This is a genomic window from Streptomyces sp. NPDC027672, from assembly GCF_055566335.1.
Map to the genome: position 1 here is coordinate 515,236 of NZ_JBVHSO010000002.1, position 21,236 is coordinate 536,471.

Genomic DNA, 21,236 nt, shown 5'->3' on the forward strand with positions numbered 1-21,236 from the left:
CCGTCCGGCACGGTCTGCGGACACCGGCTGTTCACAGGTCACGCAGCTCCTCCACCGCGGGTCGGCGGGCGCCGCGGATGCCGTTGGCTGTCGCGGCCAGTACGGCGGCGACGGCGGCGGCAGCGGTGAGCGCCAGGTAGGCGGCGGGGACCGCGAGGCCGGCGGGCGGTGGGTCGAAGACACCCGTCAGGACCTTGACGAGCATCTCGGACAGGGCCCAGCCGATGAGGGCGCCTCCGGCCAGGCCACCGGCGGTCAGGAGGAGGGCCTCGGTGAGGACCATGCCGCGCAGTTGGCGTGTCCTGGCGCCGAGGACCGTGGCGATGGCGAAGGTACGTCGGCGTTCGGCGAGTCCGAGGCCAAGGACGAGCCCGCCGGCTCCGGCGGCCAGCAGCACGGCGAAGACGAGTTCGATACGCGTGAGGCCGGCCAGGTCGACGGAGGTGAGGCTGGTGCCGACGGTGCCGCGGGTCTGGGTCAGGTCGGTGACGGTGGCGCTCGTTCCCAGTCGTCCCCGCAGTTGCGCGGCGATCTGCTTCTGGTGGGTGCCGCCGGTATCGAGGAGGAACGCGCCGACCGCGTCGCTGCCGGTCGCCCTGGCGATGTAGGAGGCGTTGGCGACGAAGAAGCTGTCCTTGGGGGCGGTGGGGAATTCCTTGACCACGCCGGCGTAGCGGAAGGCGACGGTGCGCAGAGCCTTGGTGCGGGCGTCCTGGACGCGCAGATTGACGGTGTCGCCCGGGGAGAGCTGGAAGTCGTGCACGGTCTCGGCGCTGACCAGCAGATTGTCCGGGCTCTGGGCCAGCTTGCGCATGAGCTGCCCGGCGGTGCCACCGGCGAAGTAGGTGTCCTGGAGGGACGTGGCCTGCGCGATGCTGCCGGGGCGGACGCCGTAGAGGTCTTGCAGGTCGGAGCCGACGTATGCGAAGCGGTGCTGGAGCGGCTCGACGTGCCGGACGCCGGAGACCTTCAGCGCCGGTCCGGCCGCGGGTGCGACGCGGGCGCCGGGTGGTTCGGTGACGGTGACGTCGGCGCCGTTGGTCAGGCGGGCGTCGACCTCGGCCTGCTGCTGGTAGGTGGCATTGAAGACGGCGGTGGAGATCGCGAAGGACACGGCGAGGGCGAGCAGCACCACCGACCGGGCCAGCGGGCGGCGGCGCCGGGACAGAGTGGCCGCGGTGGTGCCGGCGAGCGTCGCGGTCAGTGGCCGGGCCAGCCTGGCCAGGGCAGGTCGGCCGTGGGTGAACGCGAGGAGGGTGAGCCGCCACAGGAGCAGGGCTGCGCCGATCCACAGGAGGGCGGGGCCGAGGAAGGCCCAGTACGACACGGAGATGCTGGGCACGCCTTCCGGGGCGAGGACGAGGGCGTACTGGCTGCCGGAGGAGGCGCGGAAGACCAGCCAGGAGCCGGCCAGGAGGGCGAAGTCCAGGCCGTAGCGCATCCACCAGGGGCTGCGACTGCCGCGGGCTCCGCTCTCCTTGCGGGTGTCGGAGACGGTCACGGTGCGCAGGTCACGCAGGGCCGGCACGAGGACGGCTGCCGCCGCCACGGCCGCCCCCAGGACGAAGGCAACGCCGTACCAAGCGGCCCAGGTGCTCGCGCCGGCCCCGAAGGACGCGCTGCCGAAGGCGAGGCGGCCGGTCAGCGCGGCGATGCCGAGTCCGGTCAGGCCGCCGACCAGGCCGATCAGTGCCGCCTCGACGCCCGCGAGCACGGTGATCTGGCGCGGCCGCAGTCCGCGCAGCCGCAGCAGCCCCTGCTCCTGCCTGCGTCGTTCGCCGCCGGCCGAGGCCACTGCGGCGGTCAGCGCGGCGGCGAGGACGGCGCCGGGGACACCGAGGAAGAGGAAGAGAATCTGGGCGTACAGGGCGTCCTGGCGGGCGGAGTCGAGGGCGGCGCCGACGTTGTCGCCGACGAGCGCGGCACCCGTCGAGCGGGCCTCCAAGTTGTGGGCGGCGCGGGTGACGGCGTTGAAGGCGGCGGCCGGGTCGGAGGGCAGCCGGGTGTCGTCGCGGGCGGTGTGGATCTGGGTCGTCGTACCGGTGGCGCCCTGGGTGAGGGCGGCGAACCGGGCGGCGGGGAGCAGAACGACGTTGTCGGGGGGCGCGGTCGGCTGGGACTGGCTGGGAGCGCCGACGGTCTGGAAAAGCGCATCGGCCTGTGGCAGGTCGACGACGCCGTCCACCCTCACCTGGCGCGCCCCGACGCCCGGCAGCTGGACGCCGATGGTGTCGCCGGGTGCGGCGTGCAGGTTGGAGGCGGTCTGCTGGGCCAGCAGGACGCCGGTGGGCGAGCCGGAGAGGGTGCGGATCGCGTCCGGGAACAGACTGCGGTAGCCGTCGGGCAGACCCAGCGCCATGCCGGGGCCGGTGGTCTGGGTGCTGCCCTGCACGCGGGCGGTGAAGCCGGTGGTACGGGCGTATCCGACGGGTAGGGCGGCCCGGGTGCCGGGGGTTTTGCGGACCAGGTCCAGGACCGTGTTCGGGGCGGCCCCGGGCTGGACCTGGACCTGCCAGTCGACGGCGACCGAGCGCAGGGCGCGCTGGGTCATGGTCGCCTTCGACGCGGTCAGGAAGGAGCCGAGCGCGGCGACGAGCCCGACCGCGAGCGCGATGCCGGTCAGGGCGGCCAGCAGCCGTCCGGTGCGGTGGCGGGCCAGGCCGCCCGCCCACGTGCCGATCATGACACTCCCTCGGGTGCGAGAAGCCGACCTTCGCGCATGATGCGCCGCACGGCGAGGCGGGCGGCGACGGCCGGATCGTGGGTGGTGACGACAAGGGCCGCGCCGGTGTGGTCGGCGGCCGTGAGCAAGGCGTCCAGGACGTGGGCTCCCGTGGCATGGTCGAGGCGGCCGGTGGGCTCGTCGGCGAGGATGAGGCGCGGGGCCTGGGCCAGAACCCGGGCCGCAGCCACCCGTTGTGCCTGTCCGCCGGAGATCTCCTCGGGCAGCCGGTCGGCCAGGTCGGCCACGTCCACCAGGGCGAGCGCCGCGAGGGCGGCCTGTCGTGCCTCGCCCTCCGGCCGGTCGGCCAGCACCAGCGGCAGAGCGGTGTTCTCGACCACGTTCAGGGCCGGCATCAGGCTGTCGCCCTGGAAGACCAGGCCGGTGTCGTACGGCCCCAGTGACTCCGCCCGGGTAACGGCACCGCTGGTGGGCTGTTCCAGCCCCGCGAGCAGGTGCAGGAGCGAGCTTTTTCCCGATCCGGAGGGCCCCACGACTGCGAGCCGTTCGCCGGCCCCGATCTCCAGGTCTGCTCCGTGCACGGCCACGACCGCCTGCGGGCCGCGGCCGAAGGTGAGCGCCGCCTTCCGGCAGGCGACGAGTGTCTCAGCCGTTGTCATCTCAGGTCTCCCGTCACTTTGCCGCCTGCGGTACCGCGGGACTGCCGGCTCGTCCGTCTGCCAGTTCGACGACGCGGTCGGCGACGCGCACGGCCGCCGCGCTGTGCGTGACGATCAGTACCGCGCACCCCTGGGAGGCCCGGTCGCGCAGCAGTGCGAGAGCGACCTGCTCCGTCTCACCGTCCAGTTCGCCGGTCGGTTCGTCGGCCAGCAGGACGTCGGGTGAGTTGGCGAGCGCGACGGCCAGCCCGGCTCGTGCCAGTTCGCCGCCGGACAGTTGCCGGGGCAGGGCATGAGCACGCTCGGCGATACCCACCTGGCCCAGCAGTTGCCGTGCGGAGACGGCGGGCCTGCCCGCGTCGGCCCGTTGGGCCAGGAGGATGTTGTCCTGGACGCTCACGTGGGGCAGCAGATTGCGGGTCTGGAGCAGCACCCCGATGTGCCGGGCCCGCAGCCGGGCTCGCTCGGTCTCCGGCCGGTGACTGATCCGTACGCCGGCCACCCGTACCTCTCCGCCGGACGGTACGTCGAGTCCGGCCAGGCAGGCCAGCAGGGTCGATTTACCCGACCCGGACGGCCCGACCACCGCGAGCGTCTCCCCCCGCTCCACGTGCAGTGACACGCCCCGGAGCGCGAGGGTCTCCTCCTCGCCGGCCCGATAGAAGCGGTACAGCTCACGGGCGACGAGGGCCGCCTCGGACGCCATGGCGGTCACCGCCATACGAGCGAGTCGCTGACGATCCGCCATGGATCGACGTTGTCGGCGTTGACCGGGCCGGACAGGGTCAGATCCACCTCGTGCCCGGACCGGTGGAAGGCGTAACGCTCGAACGCGTCCCGCACCACCTTGCCTGTGACCGGATCCTTCGCCGAGTCGCCCTGATAGGTGAGCAGAACGACACGACCGGCGTGCCGGGTCACCTCGGACACCTTCGGCGCCGCGAACTTGGGTACTTGGGAGCGCAGTTGCGGTACGACCGTGTTGGTGACCGAGGCGATCGTGGGGGCGCTCGCGGCGGAGACCGCCGTGATCCTCACGGTGTTGAGCTTGTCCGTGAACGCCGTCGTGTCCCCCTGTACGGTGCGGGCCCAGCCCTCGGGCACTTTCACCGTGAAGCCGGTGAAGCCCCTACCGGCCGGCCGGTAGGGGACGTAGACCTGGTTGTCGGGGATGTCGCCGGGCGGATTGGACTCGGTGGGCTCCGCCTGGTTCGGTGTGCTGGTCCCGCCCGTGGTGGAGGACGAGGTCACCGCCGGTGCAGGGCCGGAACCGGAGTGTGAGCCGGAGTCGGAGCAACCCGCGGTCACCGCCACCACCGCCACCGCCAGCCCGAAGGCCGCGCTTGTCCGTACGTGAACTGTCATGGCAGTCCCCTCCAGGAAGTCGTCGGACCGGACGGTCATGCCAGCCACGCTAGGGAGTGACCGGTTAACGCTCCGCTCAGCAAGAGTTAGACGACGGCAAAAGCCGTGCCGCCTGCCCGTCGGCCGCGGGCGGGGGCCGCATGATGAGATCATGAGACAGCGCGTGGTGCGAGTGGCCCTCACCGCCGCCCTGGTTGCCGTCGTCCTCCTCGCCGTTCCCCTGGCCCTGGCCATCAGGTCGTCCCTGTATGCCGACCAGCGCGACACCCTGGAGCGCGCGGCGCTGGCGGGTGCGGTGCAGGTGAGCCCGGACTATGCGACCGGCGACCCGGTGGAACTGCCGTCGGCGCCCGCCGGCGGTCGTCTGGGGCTGTACGACCCCCGGCTCAGGCTGCGTGCGGGCGACGGCCCCCGGAGCGGTGACGTCCTGACTCGCCGCGCCCTCGCCGGGCAGGTGGCCCACGGCCGCTCGGGAGGCGACCTGGTCGTCGCCGTGCCCGTGTCGCACGCCGAGCAGGTGATCGGCAGCGTACGGGCCTCCTCCCCCGCCGACGCCATACGTGACCGTGTTCTCGCCGTCTGGGCCGCCTTGCTGGGCGTCACCCTGTTCGCCCTTGCCGTGGCCGTACTCGTCGCCCGCCGTCAGGCCAGAGCGCTGGCCGCACCGCTGGAGGACCTCTCCCGCTGCTGCCGGGCCGTCACCGCGGGCGACCTGAACGTCCGGGCGGCCCCCAGCAGCATCGCCGAGATCGACCAGGTCGCCCGCACCCACAACGAGATGCTGCACAGCCTGTCCGAACTCCTGCGCCGTGAAAGGGACTTCACGGCGAACGCCTCTCACCAGCTGCGCACTCCGCTCACCGGCCTGCAATTGGCACTGGAGGCGGGCCTCGCCCAGGACGACGACGCCCGGCTGCGGCCCGTGCTTGCGGAGGCGCTGGCCACCACCCACCGCCTGCACCAAACGGTGGAAGAGGTGCTGCGCCTGTCCCGGTCACAGGACCGCGCCCACGCCGTTGCCCTTGGTGTTCCGGTGGCGCGGCTGCTGCGCGAGACGGAGGAGCGGTGGCACGGCCTCTTCGCCGACGACGGGCGACGACTGGAGTACGGCACCCAGGACGTACCGTCGGACGTCCTGGTCCCCGGCGGCCCGGTGGCGGAGGTGCTCGGGATCCTGCTGGACAACGCGCGCGTGCATGGACAAGGAACCGTCCGTGTGGCAGTGCGGGATCTCGACGACGCGCTCGCCTTCGACGTGAGCGACGAGGGAACCGTGCCGGGCGACCCGGCGCGGCTGTTCGATCGGGGGCACACGGGCTCCCGGCCGGGAACAGGCATCGGCCTGGCCCTCGCGCGTGACCTGGCCATCTCGCTCGGTGGCCGGCTCTCGCTGACCAGCCGCGCCCCGGCCACGTTCACCCTGCTGCTTCCGGTCCGACCAGGTGACGGCGACGGCTCCCTGCCGGCGACCGGGTGAGCACGGGACCCGTACCGGCTAGGGTCGGCGTTCCCTGCCCTCGTGCCACTCGTGTCCCGCACAACCGCCAGGACGGCGACAACCACGGTCGCGGTCGAGAACCGGACCGCGAAGGCCCGGCCGAAGGTGCCCGCCTGCAAGGCGATGAGCTTCAGATCGACCATCGGACCGACCACCATGAACGCCAGCCGTGCAACCGGCGAGAATCCGCTCAAGGAGGCCGCCACGAACGCGTCCGCCTCCGAGCATACCGCCAGCAAGATCGCCAGCCCGGCCAGGAACGGCACCGACAGCCAGGGCGAACCGGAGAACGCATCCAGCACGGAACGGGGCACCGCCACATTGAAGGTGGCCGCCGCCATCGCACCCACCACCAGGTAACCGCCGGCGTGCAGGAAGTCGTGCTGGAAGCCGGCCCGGAACTCCCGCCACCGGCTCCCACCCGCCCGGTGACCACTGTGCCGCACGGCCGGGCGCAGCCATTCGGGCCGCCCCTGCCACAGCCACAGCCAGCCCATCACCGACGCCGTGCCGAGCGAAGCCAGCAGCCGGGCGGCGACCATGGCCGGCTGACCAGGGAAGGCCACCGCGGTGGCAGTCAGCACCACCGGATTGATCGCGGGCGCCGACAGCAGGAACGCGAACGCGGCGGCCGGCGTGACACCCCGCCCGATCAGACTGCTCGCCACCGGAACCGACGCACACTCGCAGCCCGGCAGGACGGCTCCGGCAATGCCGGCCACCGGCACGGCGAGCACCGGCCGACGCGGCAGCACACGGCTGAACATCCGTGCCGGTACGAAGGCGTTGACGGCACCGGACAGGGCCGTGCCCAGCAGGAGGAAGGGCAGTGCCTGCACGGTCACGGCGAGGCAGACGGTTCGCCATGCCTGCATCGGCGGCGTCTGCATCCACCGGCCCCCGAGGTAGAGCACGGCACCCGGAACCGTCGCCGCCCCGAGGCACAGCAACGGCCAGAACCGCAGCCAGCCGGGAGCAGCGTCCTCCCTCGCCACGCCGTCCGGCTCGACGACCTCCGCCTCCGCTTCCGCGACTGCTTCGCCTGTTCGAAACATGCCACCTCCACCTCCCGGACGCTCCGGCCAACACAGCGGCGCCGACGAACCCGACATCCAAACACGCCAGGCGCAACCGGACCAAGCGCCACCGGGCCGGCCCGTGCAGCACGCCCGGCCTTCACGGACGCCTGGCGGTCCATCGGTGTGCCGGTCGTGAGCCGGGCCATCTCGACGGCCCGTTCCGCCCCCAGGCACGCGGCGGCGAGACCCACACCCGCTTCATCGGCCGCCTCACCCAGCAACGCGCCGCGATCATGAACGCGGTCATCCGGGCCGAGGACTTCGTCGGCGCCCAGTCGCTCCACACCCGCCTCGCCGCCGACGGCTCGCAGATCGGCCTAGGGAAGCAGCGCCATCTCGCGCGCGTTCTTGACGGCCCGCGCTATCTGCCGCTGCTGCTGACGTGTCACGTGGGTCACCCTACGGCTGCGGATCCTTCCCCGGTCGGAGATGAACTGCCGCAGCAGATCGGTGTCCTTGTAGTCGATGCAGGTGATGCCGGCGGCGTCCAGCGGGTTGGCGCGCTGCCGCTGGGTGGTCTGCCGTCCGGTGTATGTACGTCGGGGCATTGGTGAGGCCGGTCCTCTCTCAGGTCACGGGGTCGAGCACGTCATCGAAGGCGTGCGGAAGTTGCTGCCAGCGCTCCCTGCCCGCCGCGTACTCGTCGTCGGTGAGCAGGCACGAGGCGAGCAGAGCCGACAGACCGTCGCGGTCCAGGCCGGGCGAGGTGAAGCTCAGGTACTGGCAGCGGTCACCGTGCTCGGGGTGCCAGCCCACGGCGGCGGCGATACGGCGCTCGGCGGGCACCATCTCCCATGCGGCATCGGGCAGGGCGGCCAGCCAGGGGCCGGCCGACTCCACACTCAGGGCGCCGCCGGCGGCGTCCCAGGACAGCAGTGCGTCGGGCCGGTCCGCCAGCCAGAACCGCCCACGGCTGCGGACCGCCGCGCAGGTCAGATCCTCCAACGCCGAGTACAGGCGCTGCGGGTGGAAGGGCCGATCGCGCCGCCAGACGAAGGTGCCCACGCCGTGCTCGTCGCACTCCTGCGGGAGCAGCACGCACGCCGGATGCACACGGGCGGCGGCAGCTGCCACATCGAAGCCCGCCAGCAGACTGCTCCCCAGCACGCCGCTTCCCACGTGTACCTTGTGTGCGCCCGGCGTCAGCTGGGTGAGCAGCGCGTGGTCGGTGTCATCGGCGACCTCGACGCCCTCCCCGTACGAACCGCCTTCAACGAGGCCGATCACCGTGGGGTACTCGAGCTGGCGAGCGAACGTGTCGGAAACCGTGCGCTGGTCGGTCGGGGCCGCAGCCAGGCCGACGTCGGCCAGGTCGTCACCGTTCGACAGGTACGGCAAGACGAGCGCTGTGTCGACCACGGTGGCGACCCCGGTCAGCGCCAGCGGGGCACCGGCGGCAGCGATGACTCCGGCCATGGCCTGGGGTTCGACGGAGTCCCACAGTTCCACGACGGCCAGCCGGTGCCTTCCCTCCTGGGCGAGCCGCAGCAGTTCGGGGACGAGGTCCTCGCGCAGCGCGCAGCATGCGCAGTCGTTGACCAGGGGTGCGTCACCGCTGTCCACCAGGCCGTCGGCGTCGCGTACGGTCCGGTGCACCGCGCTGTCGACGGCGGCCGTCAGGTCGTGGTGCAGCGCGACTGATCCGGGAACCGTACGCAGGATCTCGTCGACGGCGGTCCGGCGGGCATCGGCGTGCAACCCGGCGACGACCGCGACGGCCAGCCGTGTGTTGTCCCCGCTCACTGCTCGCTCCCTCCTCGGCCGTAGCGCCGCTCGAAGCGCTCGACCCGGCCCGCGGTGTCCAGGACCCGCTGGGTGCCGGTGTAGAAGGGGTGGCTCGCCGAGGAGATCTCGACGTCGATGACCGGGTAGATGTTTCCGTCCTCCCACTCGACCGTCTTGTCGCTCGTGGCCGTCGACCGGGTGATGAAGGCGTAGTCGGCGGCCCGATCGCGGAAGACGACCGGGCCGTACGCGGGGTGGATTCCAGGCTTCACTGCTCTCAGCGCTCCTCACGGAAGTCGACGTGGCGGCCGGCGACCGGGTCGTACTTGCGCAGCGTCAGCCGGTCGGGGTCGTTACGGCGGTTCTTGCGGGTCACGTAGGTGTAGCCGGTGCCGGCTGTGGACCTCAGCTTGATGATCGGGCGCAGTTCGTTACGTGCCATGGAGAGCACCATACAAGAGATTGGTTTTCATTTTCATCTAGGGCTAGTGTGCTGCTGTTGCCACCACCGAGGAGGAACAGCCATGTCCGCCCATTGCCAACTCACCGGCCGACAGCCGGGCTTCGGCCACCACGTCTCCCATTCGCACCGGCGCAGCAAGCGCCGTTTCGACCCGAACATCCAGCGCAAGCGCTACTGGCTGCCGAGCGAAAGCCGGCAGATCCGGCTCACTCTCTCCGTCAAGGGCGTCAAGACGGTCGACACGATCGGCATCGAGGCAGCGGTGGCGCGCATCCGGGCACAGGGAGGAAAGGTCTGATGGCGAAGAAGAGCAAGATCGCGAAGAATGAGCAGCGGCGCCTGATCGTGGCCCGGTACGCCGCACGGCGCGCGCTGCTGAAAGCGGTCATCTCGTCCCCGGGAAGCTCGGGCAAGGACCGTGATGCCGCCCAGCGGGAGCTGCGCCGACAGCCCCGTGACGCCAGTGCCACCCGCCTGCGCAACCGTGACTCCGTGGACGGGCGCCCCCGCGGGCACCTGCGCGCCTTCGGGCTGTCCCGCATCCGCGTACGCGAAATGGCCCACGCGGGCGAGCTGCCCGGTGTGACCAAGAGCAGTTGGTGACCTGCCCACTGACGTACCCGCAACGGCACGGGTGAACGTGTGTCCTGCACGCGGACGGCTTCCGCGTGCAGGACCGGGTGCTCAGCTCGTTGCCGTCAGACAGTCAGCCGGCCGTCGGGGCGGTGTCGTCGACGACGAAGCTGGTCTGGAGGGAGGAGTCCTCCAGTGTCGAGTTTCCTGCCCCGCGCCTATCCCATTCCGGTGCTCTTGCTGGGCCACGGCGCCGAGCGGAGACGCTTGCAGAGCAACAGCGGCACCAGCGCCAGTGATCGACCGCCAACGGACTGTCCTCACGCTCATCGCGTCCTCCGGGGCGGGGTGAAGGCGTACAGATCCAGAATGTCGGGGCAGGGGCGATGCCGGGGCGCCGGCCTGTACCCAGGCGGCGATGTCCTCGGTGGCGTCGGGGTCGTTGACGAGGCCGAGCCAGACCGGACGAGCGCCGGCAGCCCGTGCGGCGGCGGAGGGCTGGACGACAATGACGTCGGTGTGTTCACACACGTCGAGGCAGTCAGAGACACGTACGGGGACCTCTTCAGACAGGCGCGCGAGCTGCCGGTCGTGATCCACGCCGGTGATTTTCGGGGTTCCGCAGCAGCAGTCCCGGCAGACGACGACGCGGCACGGCGCCGGTCCGGCAGGGGTGTGCTCTGTGTCCGCTGCTTCAGGGCGCTGTCGGGGCATCGCTCGTCACACTCCTCTTCGGAGTGCGGGGCAGTGATGCACTCGACGCACGGACGGTCATTCCGGGACGAGCGTCGAGAGGGGAAAGTGGTGAGCGACGAAGTCGTTGCGGAACACGCCCTCGGGGTCTCTCGCCCTCATGAGCCGGGCGAAACGGTCGTAGTGCGGGTAGAGGCCGCGCAGTACCTCGGGCTGCGTCACGAACACCTTGCCCCAGTGCGGACGGGCGGCGAGGGGCGCCAATACCTCCTCGATCACGTGCAGGGCCTTCGTCACCGGCTCGGGGTCGGGCAGCCAGGTGAAGTGGAAGGCCACCGAGTCCCGCCCCTGAGCGGGACTGAGCCACAGGTCGTCCGAGGCCACGCTCCGGATCTCTCCGATCCTCAGGTGGGGGGCGAAGGCCTCGCGCACGCGGTGGAGGGCGTCGAACGCGGCAACGGCGTCCTCGCGGGCGACGAAGAACTCCGACTGCAGCTCGTCACCGCTGCTGGGGGTGTGTTCCAGCCGGAAGTGCGGGAGCCGCAGCGCGGACGGGCCCGGCAGTCCTGCCTGCGGGGTACAGGCGTCGGCCGGCATGCCGGGAACGGGATGCCGCGGCCCGTCGGCCAGCGAGGCGCCGAGCCACCGTCCGGGTCGGACCACCGGGCCTTCCGGCTCGTCCACGCGTCGTTTGAGCCACACCTGGTCGATTGAGCTGTCCTGCCAGCCGGTGAAGAGACTGACGCTGTAGGCGGCGGACATCACCTCGTCGAAACGGTCCCGGAGCGTGGCCAGGGGCAGGTCCTCGTAGACCCACTGCTGGACGTCGAAGGCGGGCACCAGGTCCAGCGTCAGTTTCGTGACCACACCGAGGGCTCCGAGAGCGACCACCGAGCCGGCGAAGTGCGCGTCACCGCGGCGGCTCGTCACGAGTTCGCCGGTGGCCGAGACGTACTCGACCGCCCGCACCGCGGAAGCGAGGGTCCTGTTGCCGTCTCCGGATCCGTGCGTGCCGGTCGCACAGGCGCCGGCTATCGAGATGTGCGGCAGGGACCCCAGGTTGTGCAGGGCGAACCCGGACTCGTGGAGGGTGCCGGTGATCTCGCCGAAGCGCGTTCCCGCGCTCACCGTGACGGTGCGGGCCTGCGGATCGATGTCGACAACGCGCGGGAGGCGGGCCGTGGAGACGAGATCCCCCGCCGTGTCGGCGATCGCGTTGAACGAGTGGCGGGTGCCGAGGGCCCGCACCGCCGTGGACCCGGCGACGAACTCCTGCAGTTCCTCGACCGAGGCGGGAGCGGTGAGGCGTCGCGCTCCGAAGGTGATGTTCCCGGCCCAGTTCGTGATGATGCTGTTCATGTACGTCCTCATGGCGTGCGATCACGGAAGGCAGGGCCCGCGGACCGGTGTGCCTCCCGGTGCGCGGGCCCTGCTGAGAGTGCGGAACGGCGGACACGGACGGGTGGGGAGGGCGTAGCGGCCGCCTCTCCGCCCGCGGTCCGTTCGCTGGATGTCACATGCCGAGTGCCAGGCGGTGGTACGCCTGGTTCCAGCGCAGCTCACTGCGGAACTGCCGGAACGTGGTCGTCTCGTCGATGAGGGCGAGTTCCACCTTGAGCATCTCGGCGAGGTCGTCCAGGTGCTCGGAGGTGAGCGCCGTGCTCAGGACGGTGTGGTGCGGGCCGCCGGCGGTCAGCCACGACTCCGTGGACGTACGGAGGTCGGGCAGGGGGCGCCAGACCGCACGGGCCACCGGCAGCGCGGGCAGCGGGTGCGGCGGCGGCACCACGTCGACCTCGTTGGCCACGAGACGGAAGCGGTCACCGAGGTCGCTCAGGCCGATGACGACGGCACGGCCCGGGGCCGCGTCGAACACCAGCCGGACGGGATCCTCGCGACCGCCGATGCCCAGCGGGTGGATCTCACAGGCAGGTGTGTCACCTGCGATCGACGGACACACCTCCAGCATGTGCGCGCCGAGGATCAGCTCCTGGCCGGGCGTCAGGTCGTAGGTGTAGTCCTCCATGAAGGAGGTGCCGCCCGGCAGACCTTCGGCGGCGACCTTGAGGGCGCGCAGCAGTACCGAGGTCTTCCAGTCGCCCTCCCCGCCGAAGCCGTGGCCCTGGGCCATCAGACGCTGCACGGCGAGCCCCGGCAACTGGCGCAGGCCGCCGAGGTCCTCGAAGTTGGTGGTGAACGCCTTGAAGCCGCCCTCCGTGAGGAAGGACCGCAGACCGGCCTCGATCCGCGCCGCATAGCGCAGGGAGTCGTGGCGTTCGCCGCCCGCCCGCAGTTCCGGCGCCAGCCGGTAGAGGTCCTCGTACTCCTTGACCAGCGCCGCGATGTCGCTCTCGGCCACCGAGTCGACGACCTCGACCAGGTCGTTGACGCCGTACGTGTTGACGGAGACACCGAGGCGGAGCTGCGCCTCGACCTTGTCGCCCTCGGTGACGGCGACATCACGCATGTTGTCGCCGAACCGGGCGACCTTGAGCGTGGCCAGTTCGGCCCGGGCGGACGCGGCACGCGCCCAGGTCACGATCCGCGCGACCGTCGTCGGATCGCTGATGTGGCCGGCCACCGTCTTGCGCGGCACACCCACGCGGCCCTGGATGTGGCCGAACTCCCGGTCGCCGTGCGCCGCCTGGTTGAGGTTCATGAAGTCCATGTCGATGGTGTCCCAGGGCAGGGCCACGTTCGACTGGGTGTGCAGGTGCAGCAGTGGCTTGCGCAGCGCGTCCAGGCCCGCGATCCACATCTTCGCCGGCGAGAAGGTGTGCATCCAGGCGATGAGGCCCACACAGCGGTCGTCGCCGTTGGCGTCCAGACAGATGCGCCGGATCGCGGCCGCGTCGGTCAGCACCGGCTTCCACACGACACTGACCGGAAGGTTGTCCGTACCGGCCAGCGTGGCGGCTATCCGCTGGGACTGCTCCGCGACCTGCTTCAGTGTCTCTTCTCCGTACAGCCCTTGGCTGCCGGTGAGGAACCAGAGTTCACGGACAGGGGAACGATGGCTGGGCACGTGGGCTCCTGAAGAAGAGAGAGGGGGGTGGATCCGGTGCCGGCCGCGGCGCACGCGGCCGGCGGGGAGGAGGGTCAGCCGGCGGTGAGCGACGCGTTGCGGATGCCGCGCAGCCGCTGCAGCAGGTCGTGGGACCCGAAGTGGTCGTGCAGCAGCCGGTATTCGGCGAACAGCGCGTCGTAGGCGTCGGCGCGCGACGGGTCGGGCACGTAGACGGCGCGCTCGAGGCGGCCCATCGCGGCCGTCGCGGTCCGCACGTCGGGGTACGCGCCGGCGGCGACGGCGGCGTGGATGGCCGAGCCGAGAGCAGGGCCCTGCTTCGAGGCGGCGAGGGACACCGGGCGGCGCAGGACGTCGGCGTAGATCTGCATGAGCAGTTCGTTCTTGGCCAGTCCGCCGGCGACGATGAACTCGCTCACCGGTACGCCGCCGCCCTCCAGGGCTTCGACGATGACACGGGTGCCGAAGGCTGTGGCTTCCAGCATGGCGCGGTAGACGTCCTCGGGGCGGGTGGCGAGGGTCAGGCCGACGATGACGCCCGAGAGGTGGTGGTCGACGAGGACGGAACGATTGCCGTTCAGCCAGTCCAGGGCGATCAGGCCGTGCCCGCCGACCGGCTGGCCGGCGGCCTTGCGGGTGAGCAGGGTGTGCAGATCCTCGCCCCGCTCGGCGGCCTCGTCGTAGTAGTCCCGCGGTACGCCCTGGCGCAGCACCCAGGCGAAGATGTCGCCGACCGCGCTCTGCCCGGCCTCGTATCCGTACGCCCCCTCCACGATGCCGCCGTCCACGACGCCGCAGATCCCGGGGACTTCGGCGAGGACGTCGGCGTTGACGACGTGGCAGGTGGAGGTGCCCATGATGGCCAGCAGCCGCCCGTTCTCCACGGCCTGGGCCGCGGCCGCCGTGACATGGGCGTCGACGTTGCCCGCCGCCACCGCGATGCCGGGACGCAGCCCGGTCCACCCGGCCGCCTGGTCGCTCAGCGAGCCCACGCGGGACCCCAGCGGCGACAGGGGGAAGTCGAGCCGGGTGCGGGCGAAGTCGGCGAACCGCGGGTTCAGCGCGGCCAGATAGTCCTCGCTCGGGTAACCGCCGTCTTGGTGGATGCCCTTGTACCCGGCGGTGCAGGCGTTGCGGGACTCCTCGCCGGTGAGCTGCCAGACGATCCAGTCGGCCGCCTCGATCCAGCGGGCGCACGCGTCGTAGATCGCCGGGTCCTCCTCCAGGACCTGCAGCGCCTTGGCGAACTCCCACTCGGCGGAGATCTTGCCGCCGTACCTGCCGATCCACTTCTCGCCCCGGGCGTGCGCCAGTTCGTTGATGCGGTCGGCCTGCCCCTGGGCGGAGTGGTGCTTCCACAGCTTGGGCCAGGCGTGCGGGCGGCCGGCAAGGTCCGTCTCGGCCAGCGGGGTTCCGTCGGCGAGCGTGGGCAGCACCGTGCAGGCGGTGAAATCGGTGGCGATGCCGATGACGTCACCGGGGTCGATGCCGGACGCCGCGACCGCCTCCGGCACGGCCTTGCGCAGCACCTCGCGCCAGTCGTCGGGATGCTGGAGCGCCCAGTCCGGCGGCAACTGCGCACCGGTGCCGGGAAGGCGTTCGTCGATCACGGCGTGCGCGTACTCGTGGACCGCGGAGGCCAGTTCCCGACCGTCGCGCACCCGCACCACCACGGCGCGGCCCGACAGGGTGCCGAAGTCGACGCCCACGGTGTACCGCTCGCGGTCGTCCGAGGAGGGGGTGGCGAGGTGTGCGGGAGGCGAGGGGGAGGTCACCGGATTGCCTTTCGAGAAGCCGTACGGCCGCGGACGGCTCAGCAGCCGGGCAGGGTCCGCGGTGCGACGGGCACGGTCGTTACCTTCGCATTGTGAGCGCTAACAATCCTGCGACGCAAGTGCCCTGTGCGGGCAAGTCCACTGATAGAGCAGCGGAGGGAAGATTGGCCGACCGGCCGACGGCCGAGCTGCCTACGGCTGAGCTGCCTACGGCCGGCAAGGGGAGACGCAGGCCAGGGTGACGCGGCGATCGGCGCGAGCGAGCGAGGGCGCGACCGGAAGGCGACGGACACATAACGTATGTAAATGTGAGCGCCCACAATTCAGGGGCGCTCCCCTCGTCGAGAGGTCACCGGGCTAGCCGGCCGGCTCAGGGCGCGTACGTGGCCCGCTGCGCCGTGCTCACCACCTTCGCGCCGTCGGCGTCCCCGAGGAGTCCGGCGGACACCCACGCCGTCACGGTGGACCGCACGCGCGCCACCAGGGCCCCCTTCCCGCCGAAGGGGGCCCCGGCCCAGATCTCGTCCAGGAGCGTGGTGCCGTCGGCCTTCGCCGGGTTGGCGACCCCGGAGTCGGTGCCGCCGAACACGACGCGCGGCTCGGACCGCCGGACGTACGCGTGCGTCGGGTCCTCGGTGCCCTCGAAGAACGGCGCCCACTCGACGCCGTCCAGGGTGAAGTGCAGGGGCTTGCCCGGCACGGGAGTGAGGCTCGGCAGCAGATCGCCGGACAGACCCGCGTTGCGGTACAGGCCGACCTTCAGGTGCGCGGTGGAGGGATCGCGGGCGACGAGGTTGACCGGCCCGAGGAAGAGGGACTGCAGGGTCGGGTCGTCGAGTGCCTCCTCCACGCGCAGCCGGAACGGGATGGACACCCGCACGGTGTCTCCGGCGTGCCAGGTCCGGGACACGGCGAAGTAGCCGCCGGGCACGGGACGGCCCGGCACCGCACGGCCGTTGACCGTGACGCGGAAGCCGTCGTCGGCCCACGCCGGCACGCGCAGCCGCAGCTCGAAGGAGGCGCGGCCGCCCCCGACGGTGAGTGTGCTGCCCCGCTCCACCGGATAGTCGGTGGTCTGCGTGACGGTGATCCCCTTGCCGGCCCACGTCAGCGTGGCGGGGCTGTAGAGGTTGACGTACAGGGCGCTGCCGTCGGCCTTCGCGAAGTACACCGAGTCCTGGTACTTGGTGGCGCTCTCCATGCCGGTGCCCTCACAGCAGGTCGTGCCCTGCTTGGGCGTGTAGTCCCGGACATGACCGGGCGTCAGGCCGATGAAGTAGGTGACGAGGGGCTTCTCCGCGTCGGGCCGATCCTGCTTGGAGCCGAGCACCTGGTTGTACAGGGCCCGCTCGTAGTACTCCATGTACTTGGGGTCCTGCTCGTGGAAGAACAGCGTCCGGCTCAGCTTCAGCATGTTGTACGCGCAACACGTCTCGGCGGTCGTCGCCCCGATCGTGCTCGCGATGGCTCCGGAGGCCTTCCAGAACTCCCCGGTGCTGGTGCCGCCGATGCCGTACATCCGGCCCGGTACGACCATGTCCCAGAAGTTCTTCGCGGCCGTCAGGTAGCGTTCCTCGCCCGTCTCGTCGTACAGCCGCACGTATCCGGTGAAGATCGGGATGTGCTGGTTGGCGTGCAGGCCGTCGAGGATGTCGCGGTTCTCGGCGCAGGCGTCGATGAGCCGGTCGAGGTCGAACAGGCGGGCCAGGGCGAGGTGTTCGCTCTTCCCGGTGAGCGCGTGCAGGTCGCAGAGCGCCTCGACGATGCCGCCGAACTCGCCGCTGGAGAAGATGCCCCACATGCGCTGACGGGTGGCCGCGGGCAGCGTCGACAGCCGGGAGTGCATCCAGTCGGCCAGGCCGGACGCGAGGTCCAGTGCCCGCGCGTCCCCGGTGGCGAGGTGGGCGTCGAGCAGCCCGCGCAGGATCTTGTGCGTGGTGTAGTACGGCGCCCACACCTTCGTGTAGTCGCTGCCGGTCATCGACTCCAGATCGATGAACTGCGTCTCGGGGTACGCCGCGAGGAAGCCGGGGTGGCTCGGCCCGCCCCAGGTCCGGCGCAGGGTGGCGGCCGGGCCGCGGCCGGAGGCGTCGGTGAAGGTGCCGCCCGAGGTCTCGTCGAAGGTGTACGAAGCGAGGTCGCCGGGGCCCGCGGGGGTGTCGGCGGCGCGGGTCTTCTGCAACTCGGCGAGGTCGGCGGCGGTCAGGGCGCGCGACCAGACGTTGAACTCGTCGAAGGCGCCCGCGAACACCGGGTCGGCGGGGAAGTGGGAGCGGCCCAGCCAGTGGTGGGCGAGGGTGCCGAGCGCGGCGGGCGTCAGCGTCATGGCCGAGCGGGCCACGGCGGTGCCGTTCACGTGCAGCGTGCCCGTGCCGTCCGCGAGGGTCACGGCCAGGTGGCTCCACGTGTGGAGGGGCAGCGGGGCCGTGCCGTCGAGGCCCTGTTCGCCGCCGGGGCCCGAGGTGGTGACGGCGAAGCGGGGTACGCCGTCGCCGTTGCGGGCGGCCAGGTACAGGTAGCGGGTGGTGTCGTCGCCGAAGTCGAGAACACGGGCCCAGTTCCCCGCGTGCGCGGGCCGCACCCACGCGGACAGCGTGATCGCCGGTGCGCCGCCGAGGACCTGGCCGGGCAGGTCGACGTACTGGCAGGAGCCGCGGACGTTCTCCACGGCGGTGCCGAACCGGCCGCTGGTGCTCAGCACGGCAGGGTCGCGGCGCAGCGCCTCGCGCACCTCCGTCAGCGCCGTGACGACGGTGTCGGTCTTCTCGGCGAACACCCGCTCGCCGGTGCCCCGGTGGGCCTGCGCGAGCATGGTGAGGAAGTGGCCGGTGTAGTGCCCGCGCAGGTTGCCGTTGGCCTCGCCGTCCAGCCCTTCCCAGCCGCCCGGCGCGACCGCGTCCCCGGTCGGCAGGCCCGCGTTGGCGCGGAACACCTGGACCAGCCGGTTCACGTCGTAGCCGCGGGCGTGCTCCAGCATCAGCTCGCGTTTGGCGGCGAACAGGCCCGGGCGCAGCGTGACGTCCTCCAGGGCGAACGGGCGCACGGTCCAGGCGGCCGGGACGTCCGGCGCCGCGCCCGCGGTGGGTGCGGCCAGGCCCCGCCCGGCACCCGCGAGGGACGCCGCGGACGCCGTCGCGGCGAAGGTCGCGGCCCGGAGAAGGGTTCGTCTGGAGAGGGGCGGTGCCATGTGATCTCCTCTGCGAGTCCACGGACACGGAACGGGGCAGTGCCGGCCGGCAGGCAGTACGTTCGATATGACGAACGTCGTACGAACGATCGACCAGACGATAGGTACGGGGCGCAGGGGCGTCAACGGGCCGGGACGAAACAGTTCCGACCGTTCGGCATGAGTGTGCCGACCACCAGGACCAGCACGCCGTCGGTCCTCCATTGACTTGCATCGCGGAAGAGTCTTAACGTACCGCCAGCATATCGAACAACATTCGAAATATCGAACAATGGGGAGACGATGATGATCGGAACAAGGTTGTTCCGGCGCGGCGGCACCCCGTGCTGGGTCGCGGGGGTAAGGCGAGACGGCTGGGTCGGGAGCGGGCGATGACCGCGGCGGTCCTGGTCACCCGGCCGGGGGAACATCGACTGATCGCCAGGGCGCACGGGACGCCGGGGCCCGGACAAGCCTTGGTCCGCGTGCACAGCAACGGAATCTGCCAGAGCGACGCGGACCTGCTGCGGGGCGTGCGGCCCCGGGGGCTCGTGCGTTACCCCGTCACTCCGGGACACGAATGGTCGGGCACGGTGGAGCGCGTGGGCGACGGAGTGCCTGACGGTCTCCTCGGGCAGAAGGTCGTGGGCGAGAGCATCCGAGGCTGCCGGCTGTGCGAACCCTGCCACGTGGACCGGGGCACGCTCTGCGACGAGGGCTACGAAGAGACGGGCTTCACCCAGCCGGGGGGAATGGCGGAAACACTGGTGGTGCCCGCGCACTCGCTGCACGTGCTGCCGCAGGACGCCGACCTGGCGGCGGCATCCCTCCTGGAACCCGCGGCTCTGGCGGTGGCGACCGTCCTCACGGCGAAGGCCGACCCGGGTGAGAGTGTTGCGGTGCTCGGAGACGGAGTGCTCGGTCTGCTGATAACCCGGTTCCTGGCGACCGCGGGCGTGGGCCGGGTGATCGTCGTGGGCTCCCGGGCCGAGCGCGCGGACACGGCCCGGGCCTTCGGGGCAACGGTCTACGTCCCGTGCGGTGAACCGCTGCCCGGGCTGTGCGATGTCGCCATCCACACGGTGGACGCGCGCGCCACGTCACGCCAGATGCTGGGCGTTCTGCGCGAGGGTGGCCGGCTCGTCTGCACGAGCACCAGCCCGGGCGCGGGCCCCCTCGATGTCGTCGAGCTGGTGCGGCGGCGGCTGAAGGTCCAGCCTGTGCTGGGTGCTTCATCGGCCGCGTGGTCCCTGGCCGTGCGCGCCTTCGCCGAAGGAGGGCTGGACACGATGCCTCTGATCACCCACACCTTCTCCCTGGATGCCTACGAGCAGGCTCTGGACCTGGTGGCGTCGGGCGACTGCGGCGTCGGCAAGGTGCTGCTGACCCCCAGCGCGTAGGCAGGCCGGACCCGGATCAGGCCGAGGGCTCTTCGATCCCGGTCCTGCGGCGGGCGGTGCTGGCGCGGACGATGAGTTCCGGAGCGATCGTCAGGTGCTCGGCCTTGGACGCGGTGCCTTCGATGTGGTTCAGGAGCAGTTCGATGCTCTTACGGCCGAGCGATCTGAAGTCCTGGCGCACCGTGGTGAGCGGAGGAGGGAAGAACTCCGCCTCGGGCGTGTCGTCGAAGCCGGCGAGGGCGACGTCCGCCGGAGTGCGCAGCCCCACCTCACGGAAGGCCCGCAACACGCCCAGTGCCATGTGGTCGTTCGCGACGAACACCGCTGTGAGTTCCGTGCCACGGCCGACCGAGGCCAGAGCCCGGCCGGCGAGCTGCTGGCCGGCCTGGTATCCCGACAACGGGCTCCAGTCGCCTCGCAGCACGGGTGGCACCTCGGCACCGGCCTCCCGCAGCGCGCTCTCCCAACCGGCCGTACGGCCTTCGCTCTCCAGCCAGTCGGCAGGGCCGGCCACATGCCAGACGGTGGAGTGCCCCGCCGCGAGGAGATGCTCCGTGACCATACGGGCCCCGGCGTACTGGTCGACCGACACGCCGGGAAGGTCGAGCGCGTGGCCGCCCTCGACGGTCACCACGGGGAAGGGAGCCTCCAGCGCGGCCAGAGCCCGGACGGCGTCACGCTGCGGGGTGATGGCGATCACCCCTTCCACACCCCAGGCGGCGAGGTGGTGCATGGCCTCGGTGAGCGAGGCCTCCGTGAGTGTCTGGAGAGTGACGGAGGTGGTCAGATAGCCGCGTTCCCGTGCCGCCTCCTGAACACCGAACAGCGTGCTGGCAGGTCCATGCAGCGTGGTGTTGACCGCGATGACGCCCAGCGTGTGCGTCCTGCGCGTGGCGAGGGCCCGAGCCACCGAGTTCCGGCGATAGCCCAGCTGCTCGACGACCTCCATCACCGCCGAACGGGTCTTGGCGCTGACGTTGGGATGACCACTGAGCACGCGCGAGACGGTCTGATGCGACACGCCGGCCACGCGCGCCACATCGGCCATGGTGGGCGCTCTGGAGACATCCGGGAGCCGGGTCAAGCCTCTCCCCCCTCCTTGCTGGTTGCACTGCCCTTTCCTCAAGGTACC

17 protein-coding genes and 2 pseudogenes are annotated in these 21,236 nt (G+C 71.4%); 4 read left to right on the forward strand and 15 right to left on the reverse strand.

The window, feature by feature from the left end:
• Positions 1-31 precede the first annotated feature (31 nt).
• Genes ACZ4SV_RS06675 through ACZ4SV_RS06690 form a run of 4 tightly spaced genes read right to left on the reverse strand, consistent with a single transcriptional unit; the run spans position 32 to position 4,746 of the window.
• Positions 32-2,683, reverse strand: coding sequence for an FtsX-like permease family protein (locus tag ACZ4SV_RS06675; protein ID WP_468001961.1), 2,652 nt, complete (start codon positions 2,681-2,683; stop codon positions 32-34).
• Positions 2,680-3,342, reverse strand: coding sequence for an ABC transporter ATP-binding protein (locus ACZ4SV_RS06680; RefSeq protein WP_468001963.1), 663 nt, complete (start codon positions 3,340-3,342; stop codon positions 2,680-2,682). Before ACZ4SV_RS06680 ends, ACZ4SV_RS06675 begins: the two co-directional genes overlap by 4 nt.
• 13 nt (positions 3,343-3,355) lie before the next feature.
• On the reverse strand, positions 3,356-4,090 hold the full coding sequence (locus tag ACZ4SV_RS06685; RefSeq protein WP_468001965.1) for an ABC transporter ATP-binding protein: 735 nt from the start codon (positions 4,088-4,090) through the stop codon (positions 3,356-3,358).
• Positions 4,054-4,746 carry a hypothetical protein gene (locus tag ACZ4SV_RS06690; RefSeq protein ID WP_468001967.1) on the reverse strand — a complete coding sequence of 231 codons (693 nt, stop codon included), beginning with the start codon at positions 4,744-4,746 and terminating at the stop codon, positions 4,054-4,056. The genes ACZ4SV_RS06685 and ACZ4SV_RS06690 overlap by 37 nt, the downstream gene beginning before the upstream one ends.
• 112 nt (positions 4,747-4,858) lie before the next feature.
• Here ACZ4SV_RS06690 and ACZ4SV_RS06695 point away from each other — a divergent pair, with 112 nt between their 5' ends.
• Entirely contained in the window at positions 4,859-6,184 is a 1,326-nt protein-coding gene (locus ACZ4SV_RS06695) for a sensor histidine kinase (RefSeq protein WP_468001969.1), read from the forward strand.
• Positions 6,185-6,243: 59 nt separating this feature from the next.
• Here ACZ4SV_RS06695 and ACZ4SV_RS06700 read toward each other — a convergent pair.
• The 5 genes and pseudogenes from ACZ4SV_RS06700 to rpmG form a co-directional block, all read right to left on the reverse strand.
• A pseudogene (locus ACZ4SV_RS06700) lies at positions 6,244-7,260 on the reverse strand (permease); the annotation flags it as partial.
• Between the two features lie 341 nt (positions 7,261-7,601).
• Positions 7,602-7,832, reverse strand: coding sequence for a 30S ribosomal protein S18 (rpsR, locus tag ACZ4SV_RS06705; RefSeq protein ID WP_468001971.1), 231 nt, complete (start codon positions 7,830-7,832; stop codon positions 7,602-7,604).
• A gap of 19 nt (positions 7,833-7,851) precedes the next feature.
• A complete protein-coding gene (locus ACZ4SV_RS06710; RefSeq protein WP_468001973.1) occupies positions 7,852-9,027 on the reverse strand; it encodes a GTP-binding protein in 1,176 nt (391 codons plus the stop codon).
• Positions 9,024-9,281: a type B 50S ribosomal protein L31 gene (locus ACZ4SV_RS06715; RefSeq protein WP_468001975.1), complete on the reverse strand. Its 258-nt coding sequence runs from the start codon at positions 9,279-9,281 to the stop codon at positions 9,024-9,026. The genes ACZ4SV_RS06710 and ACZ4SV_RS06715 overlap by 4 nt, the downstream gene beginning before the upstream one ends.
• Positions 9,282-9,286: 5 nt before the next feature.
• Entirely contained in the window at positions 9,287-9,451 is a 165-nt protein-coding gene (rpmG, locus tag ACZ4SV_RS06720) for a 50S ribosomal protein L33 (protein ID WP_017949758.1), read from the reverse strand.
• A gap of 82 nt (positions 9,452-9,533) precedes the next feature.
• Between rpmG and rpmB the strand changes: the two genes are divergently transcribed.
• Together rpmB and rpsN are read left to right on the forward strand one after the other, a co-directional pair.
• Positions 9,534-9,770: a 50S ribosomal protein L28 gene (gene rpmB / locus ACZ4SV_RS06725; RefSeq protein ID WP_468001977.1), complete on the forward strand. Its 237-nt coding sequence runs from the start codon at positions 9,534-9,536 to the stop codon at positions 9,768-9,770.
• Positions 9,770-10,075, forward strand: coding sequence for a 30S ribosomal protein S14 (gene rpsN, locus ACZ4SV_RS06730; RefSeq protein WP_468001979.1), 306 nt, complete (start codon positions 9,770-9,772; stop codon positions 10,073-10,075). The genes rpmB and rpsN overlap by 1 nt, the downstream gene beginning before the upstream one ends.
• Positions 10,076-10,371: 296 nt before the next feature.
• On the opposite strand, the pseudogene ACZ4SV_RS06735 reads toward rpsN, so the two are convergent.
• The 5 genes and pseudogenes from ACZ4SV_RS06735 to ACZ4SV_RS06755 form a co-directional block, all read right to left on the reverse strand.
• Positions 10,372-10,759: pseudogene (locus ACZ4SV_RS06735) on the reverse strand ((2Fe-2S) ferredoxin domain-containing protein).
• Between the two features lie 57 nt (positions 10,760-10,816).
• Positions 10,817-12,097, reverse strand: a complete 1,281-nt coding sequence (locus ACZ4SV_RS06740; protein ID WP_468001981.1) for an FAD-binding protein — start codon at positions 12,095-12,097, stop codon at positions 10,817-10,819.
• A gap of 154 nt (positions 12,098-12,251) precedes the next feature.
• Entirely contained in the window at positions 12,252-13,763 is a 1,512-nt protein-coding gene (gene araA, locus ACZ4SV_RS06745) for an L-arabinose isomerase (RefSeq protein ID WP_468001983.1), read from the reverse strand.
• A gap of 74 nt (positions 13,764-13,837) precedes the next feature.
• Complete coding sequence (araB, locus tag ACZ4SV_RS06750; RefSeq protein ID WP_468001985.1) at positions 13,838-15,538, reverse strand: ribulokinase; 1,701 nt, start codon at positions 15,536-15,538, stop codon at positions 13,838-13,840.
• Between the two features lie 370 nt (positions 15,539-15,908).
• On the reverse strand, positions 15,909-18,725 hold the full coding sequence (locus tag ACZ4SV_RS06755) for a beta-L-arabinofuranosidase domain-containing protein (protein ID WP_468001987.1): 2,817 nt from the start codon (positions 18,723-18,725) through the stop codon (positions 15,909-15,911).
• A 371-nt stretch (positions 18,726-19,096) separates the two neighbouring features.
• Here ACZ4SV_RS06755 and ACZ4SV_RS06760 point away from each other — a divergent pair, with 371 nt between their 5' ends.
• Positions 19,097-20,104: a zinc-dependent alcohol dehydrogenase gene (locus ACZ4SV_RS06760; protein ID WP_468001989.1), complete on the forward strand. Its 1,008-nt coding sequence runs from the start codon at positions 19,097-19,099 to the stop codon at positions 20,102-20,104.
• Between the two features lie 16 nt (positions 20,105-20,120).
• Here ACZ4SV_RS06760 and ACZ4SV_RS06765 read toward each other — a convergent pair whose 3' ends face one another.
• Positions 20,121-21,188, reverse strand: a complete 1,068-nt coding sequence (locus ACZ4SV_RS06765) for a LacI family DNA-binding transcriptional regulator (RefSeq protein ID WP_468001991.1) — start codon at positions 21,186-21,188, stop codon at positions 20,121-20,123.
• Positions 21,189-21,236: the final 48 nt, after the last annotated feature.

Coding starts and splice junctions, on each gene's coding strand:
- rpsR (WP_468001971.1), bottom strand. CDS start 7,832: ATGCCCCGACGTACATACACCGGACGGCAGACCACCCAGCGGCAGCGC.
- ACZ4SV_RS06760 (WP_468001989.1), top strand. CDS start 19,097: ATGACCGCGGCGGTCCTGGTCACCCGGCCGGGGGAACATCGACTGATC.
- rpmB (WP_468001977.1), top strand. CDS start 9,534: ATGTCCGCCCATTGCCAACTCACCGGCCGACAGCCGGGCTTCGGCCAC.
- ACZ4SV_RS06740 (WP_468001981.1), bottom strand. CDS start 12,097: ATGAACAGCATCATCACGAACTGGGCCGGGAACATCACCTTCGGAGCG.
- rpsN (WP_468001979.1), top strand. CDS start 9,770: ATGGCGAAGAAGAGCAAGATCGCGAAGAATGAGCAGCGGCGCCTGATC.
- ACZ4SV_RS06680 (WP_468001963.1), bottom strand. CDS start 3,342: ATGACAACGGCTGAGACACTCGTCGCCTGCCGGAAGGCGGCGCTCACC.
- ACZ4SV_RS06685 (WP_468001965.1), bottom strand. CDS start 4,090: ATGGCGGATCGTCAGCGACTCGCTCGTATGGCGGTGACCGCCATGGCG.
- ACZ4SV_RS06675 (WP_468001961.1), bottom strand. CDS start 2,683: ATGATCGGCACGTGGGCGGGCGGCCTGGCCCGCCACCGCACCGGACGG.
- ACZ4SV_RS06690 (WP_468001967.1), bottom strand. CDS start 4,746: ATGACCGTCCGGTCCGACGACTTCCTGGAGGGGACTGCCATGACAGTT.
- ACZ4SV_RS06695 (WP_468001969.1), top strand. CDS start 4,859: ATGAGACAGCGCGTGGTGCGAGTGGCCCTCACCGCCGCCCTGGTTGCC.
- rpmG (WP_017949758.1), bottom strand. CDS start 9,451: ATGGCACGTAACGAACTGCGCCCGATCATCAAGCTGAGGTCCACAGCC.
- ACZ4SV_RS06755 (WP_468001987.1), bottom strand. CDS start 18,725: ATGGCACCGCCCCTCTCCAGACGAACCCTTCTCCGGGCCGCGACCTTC.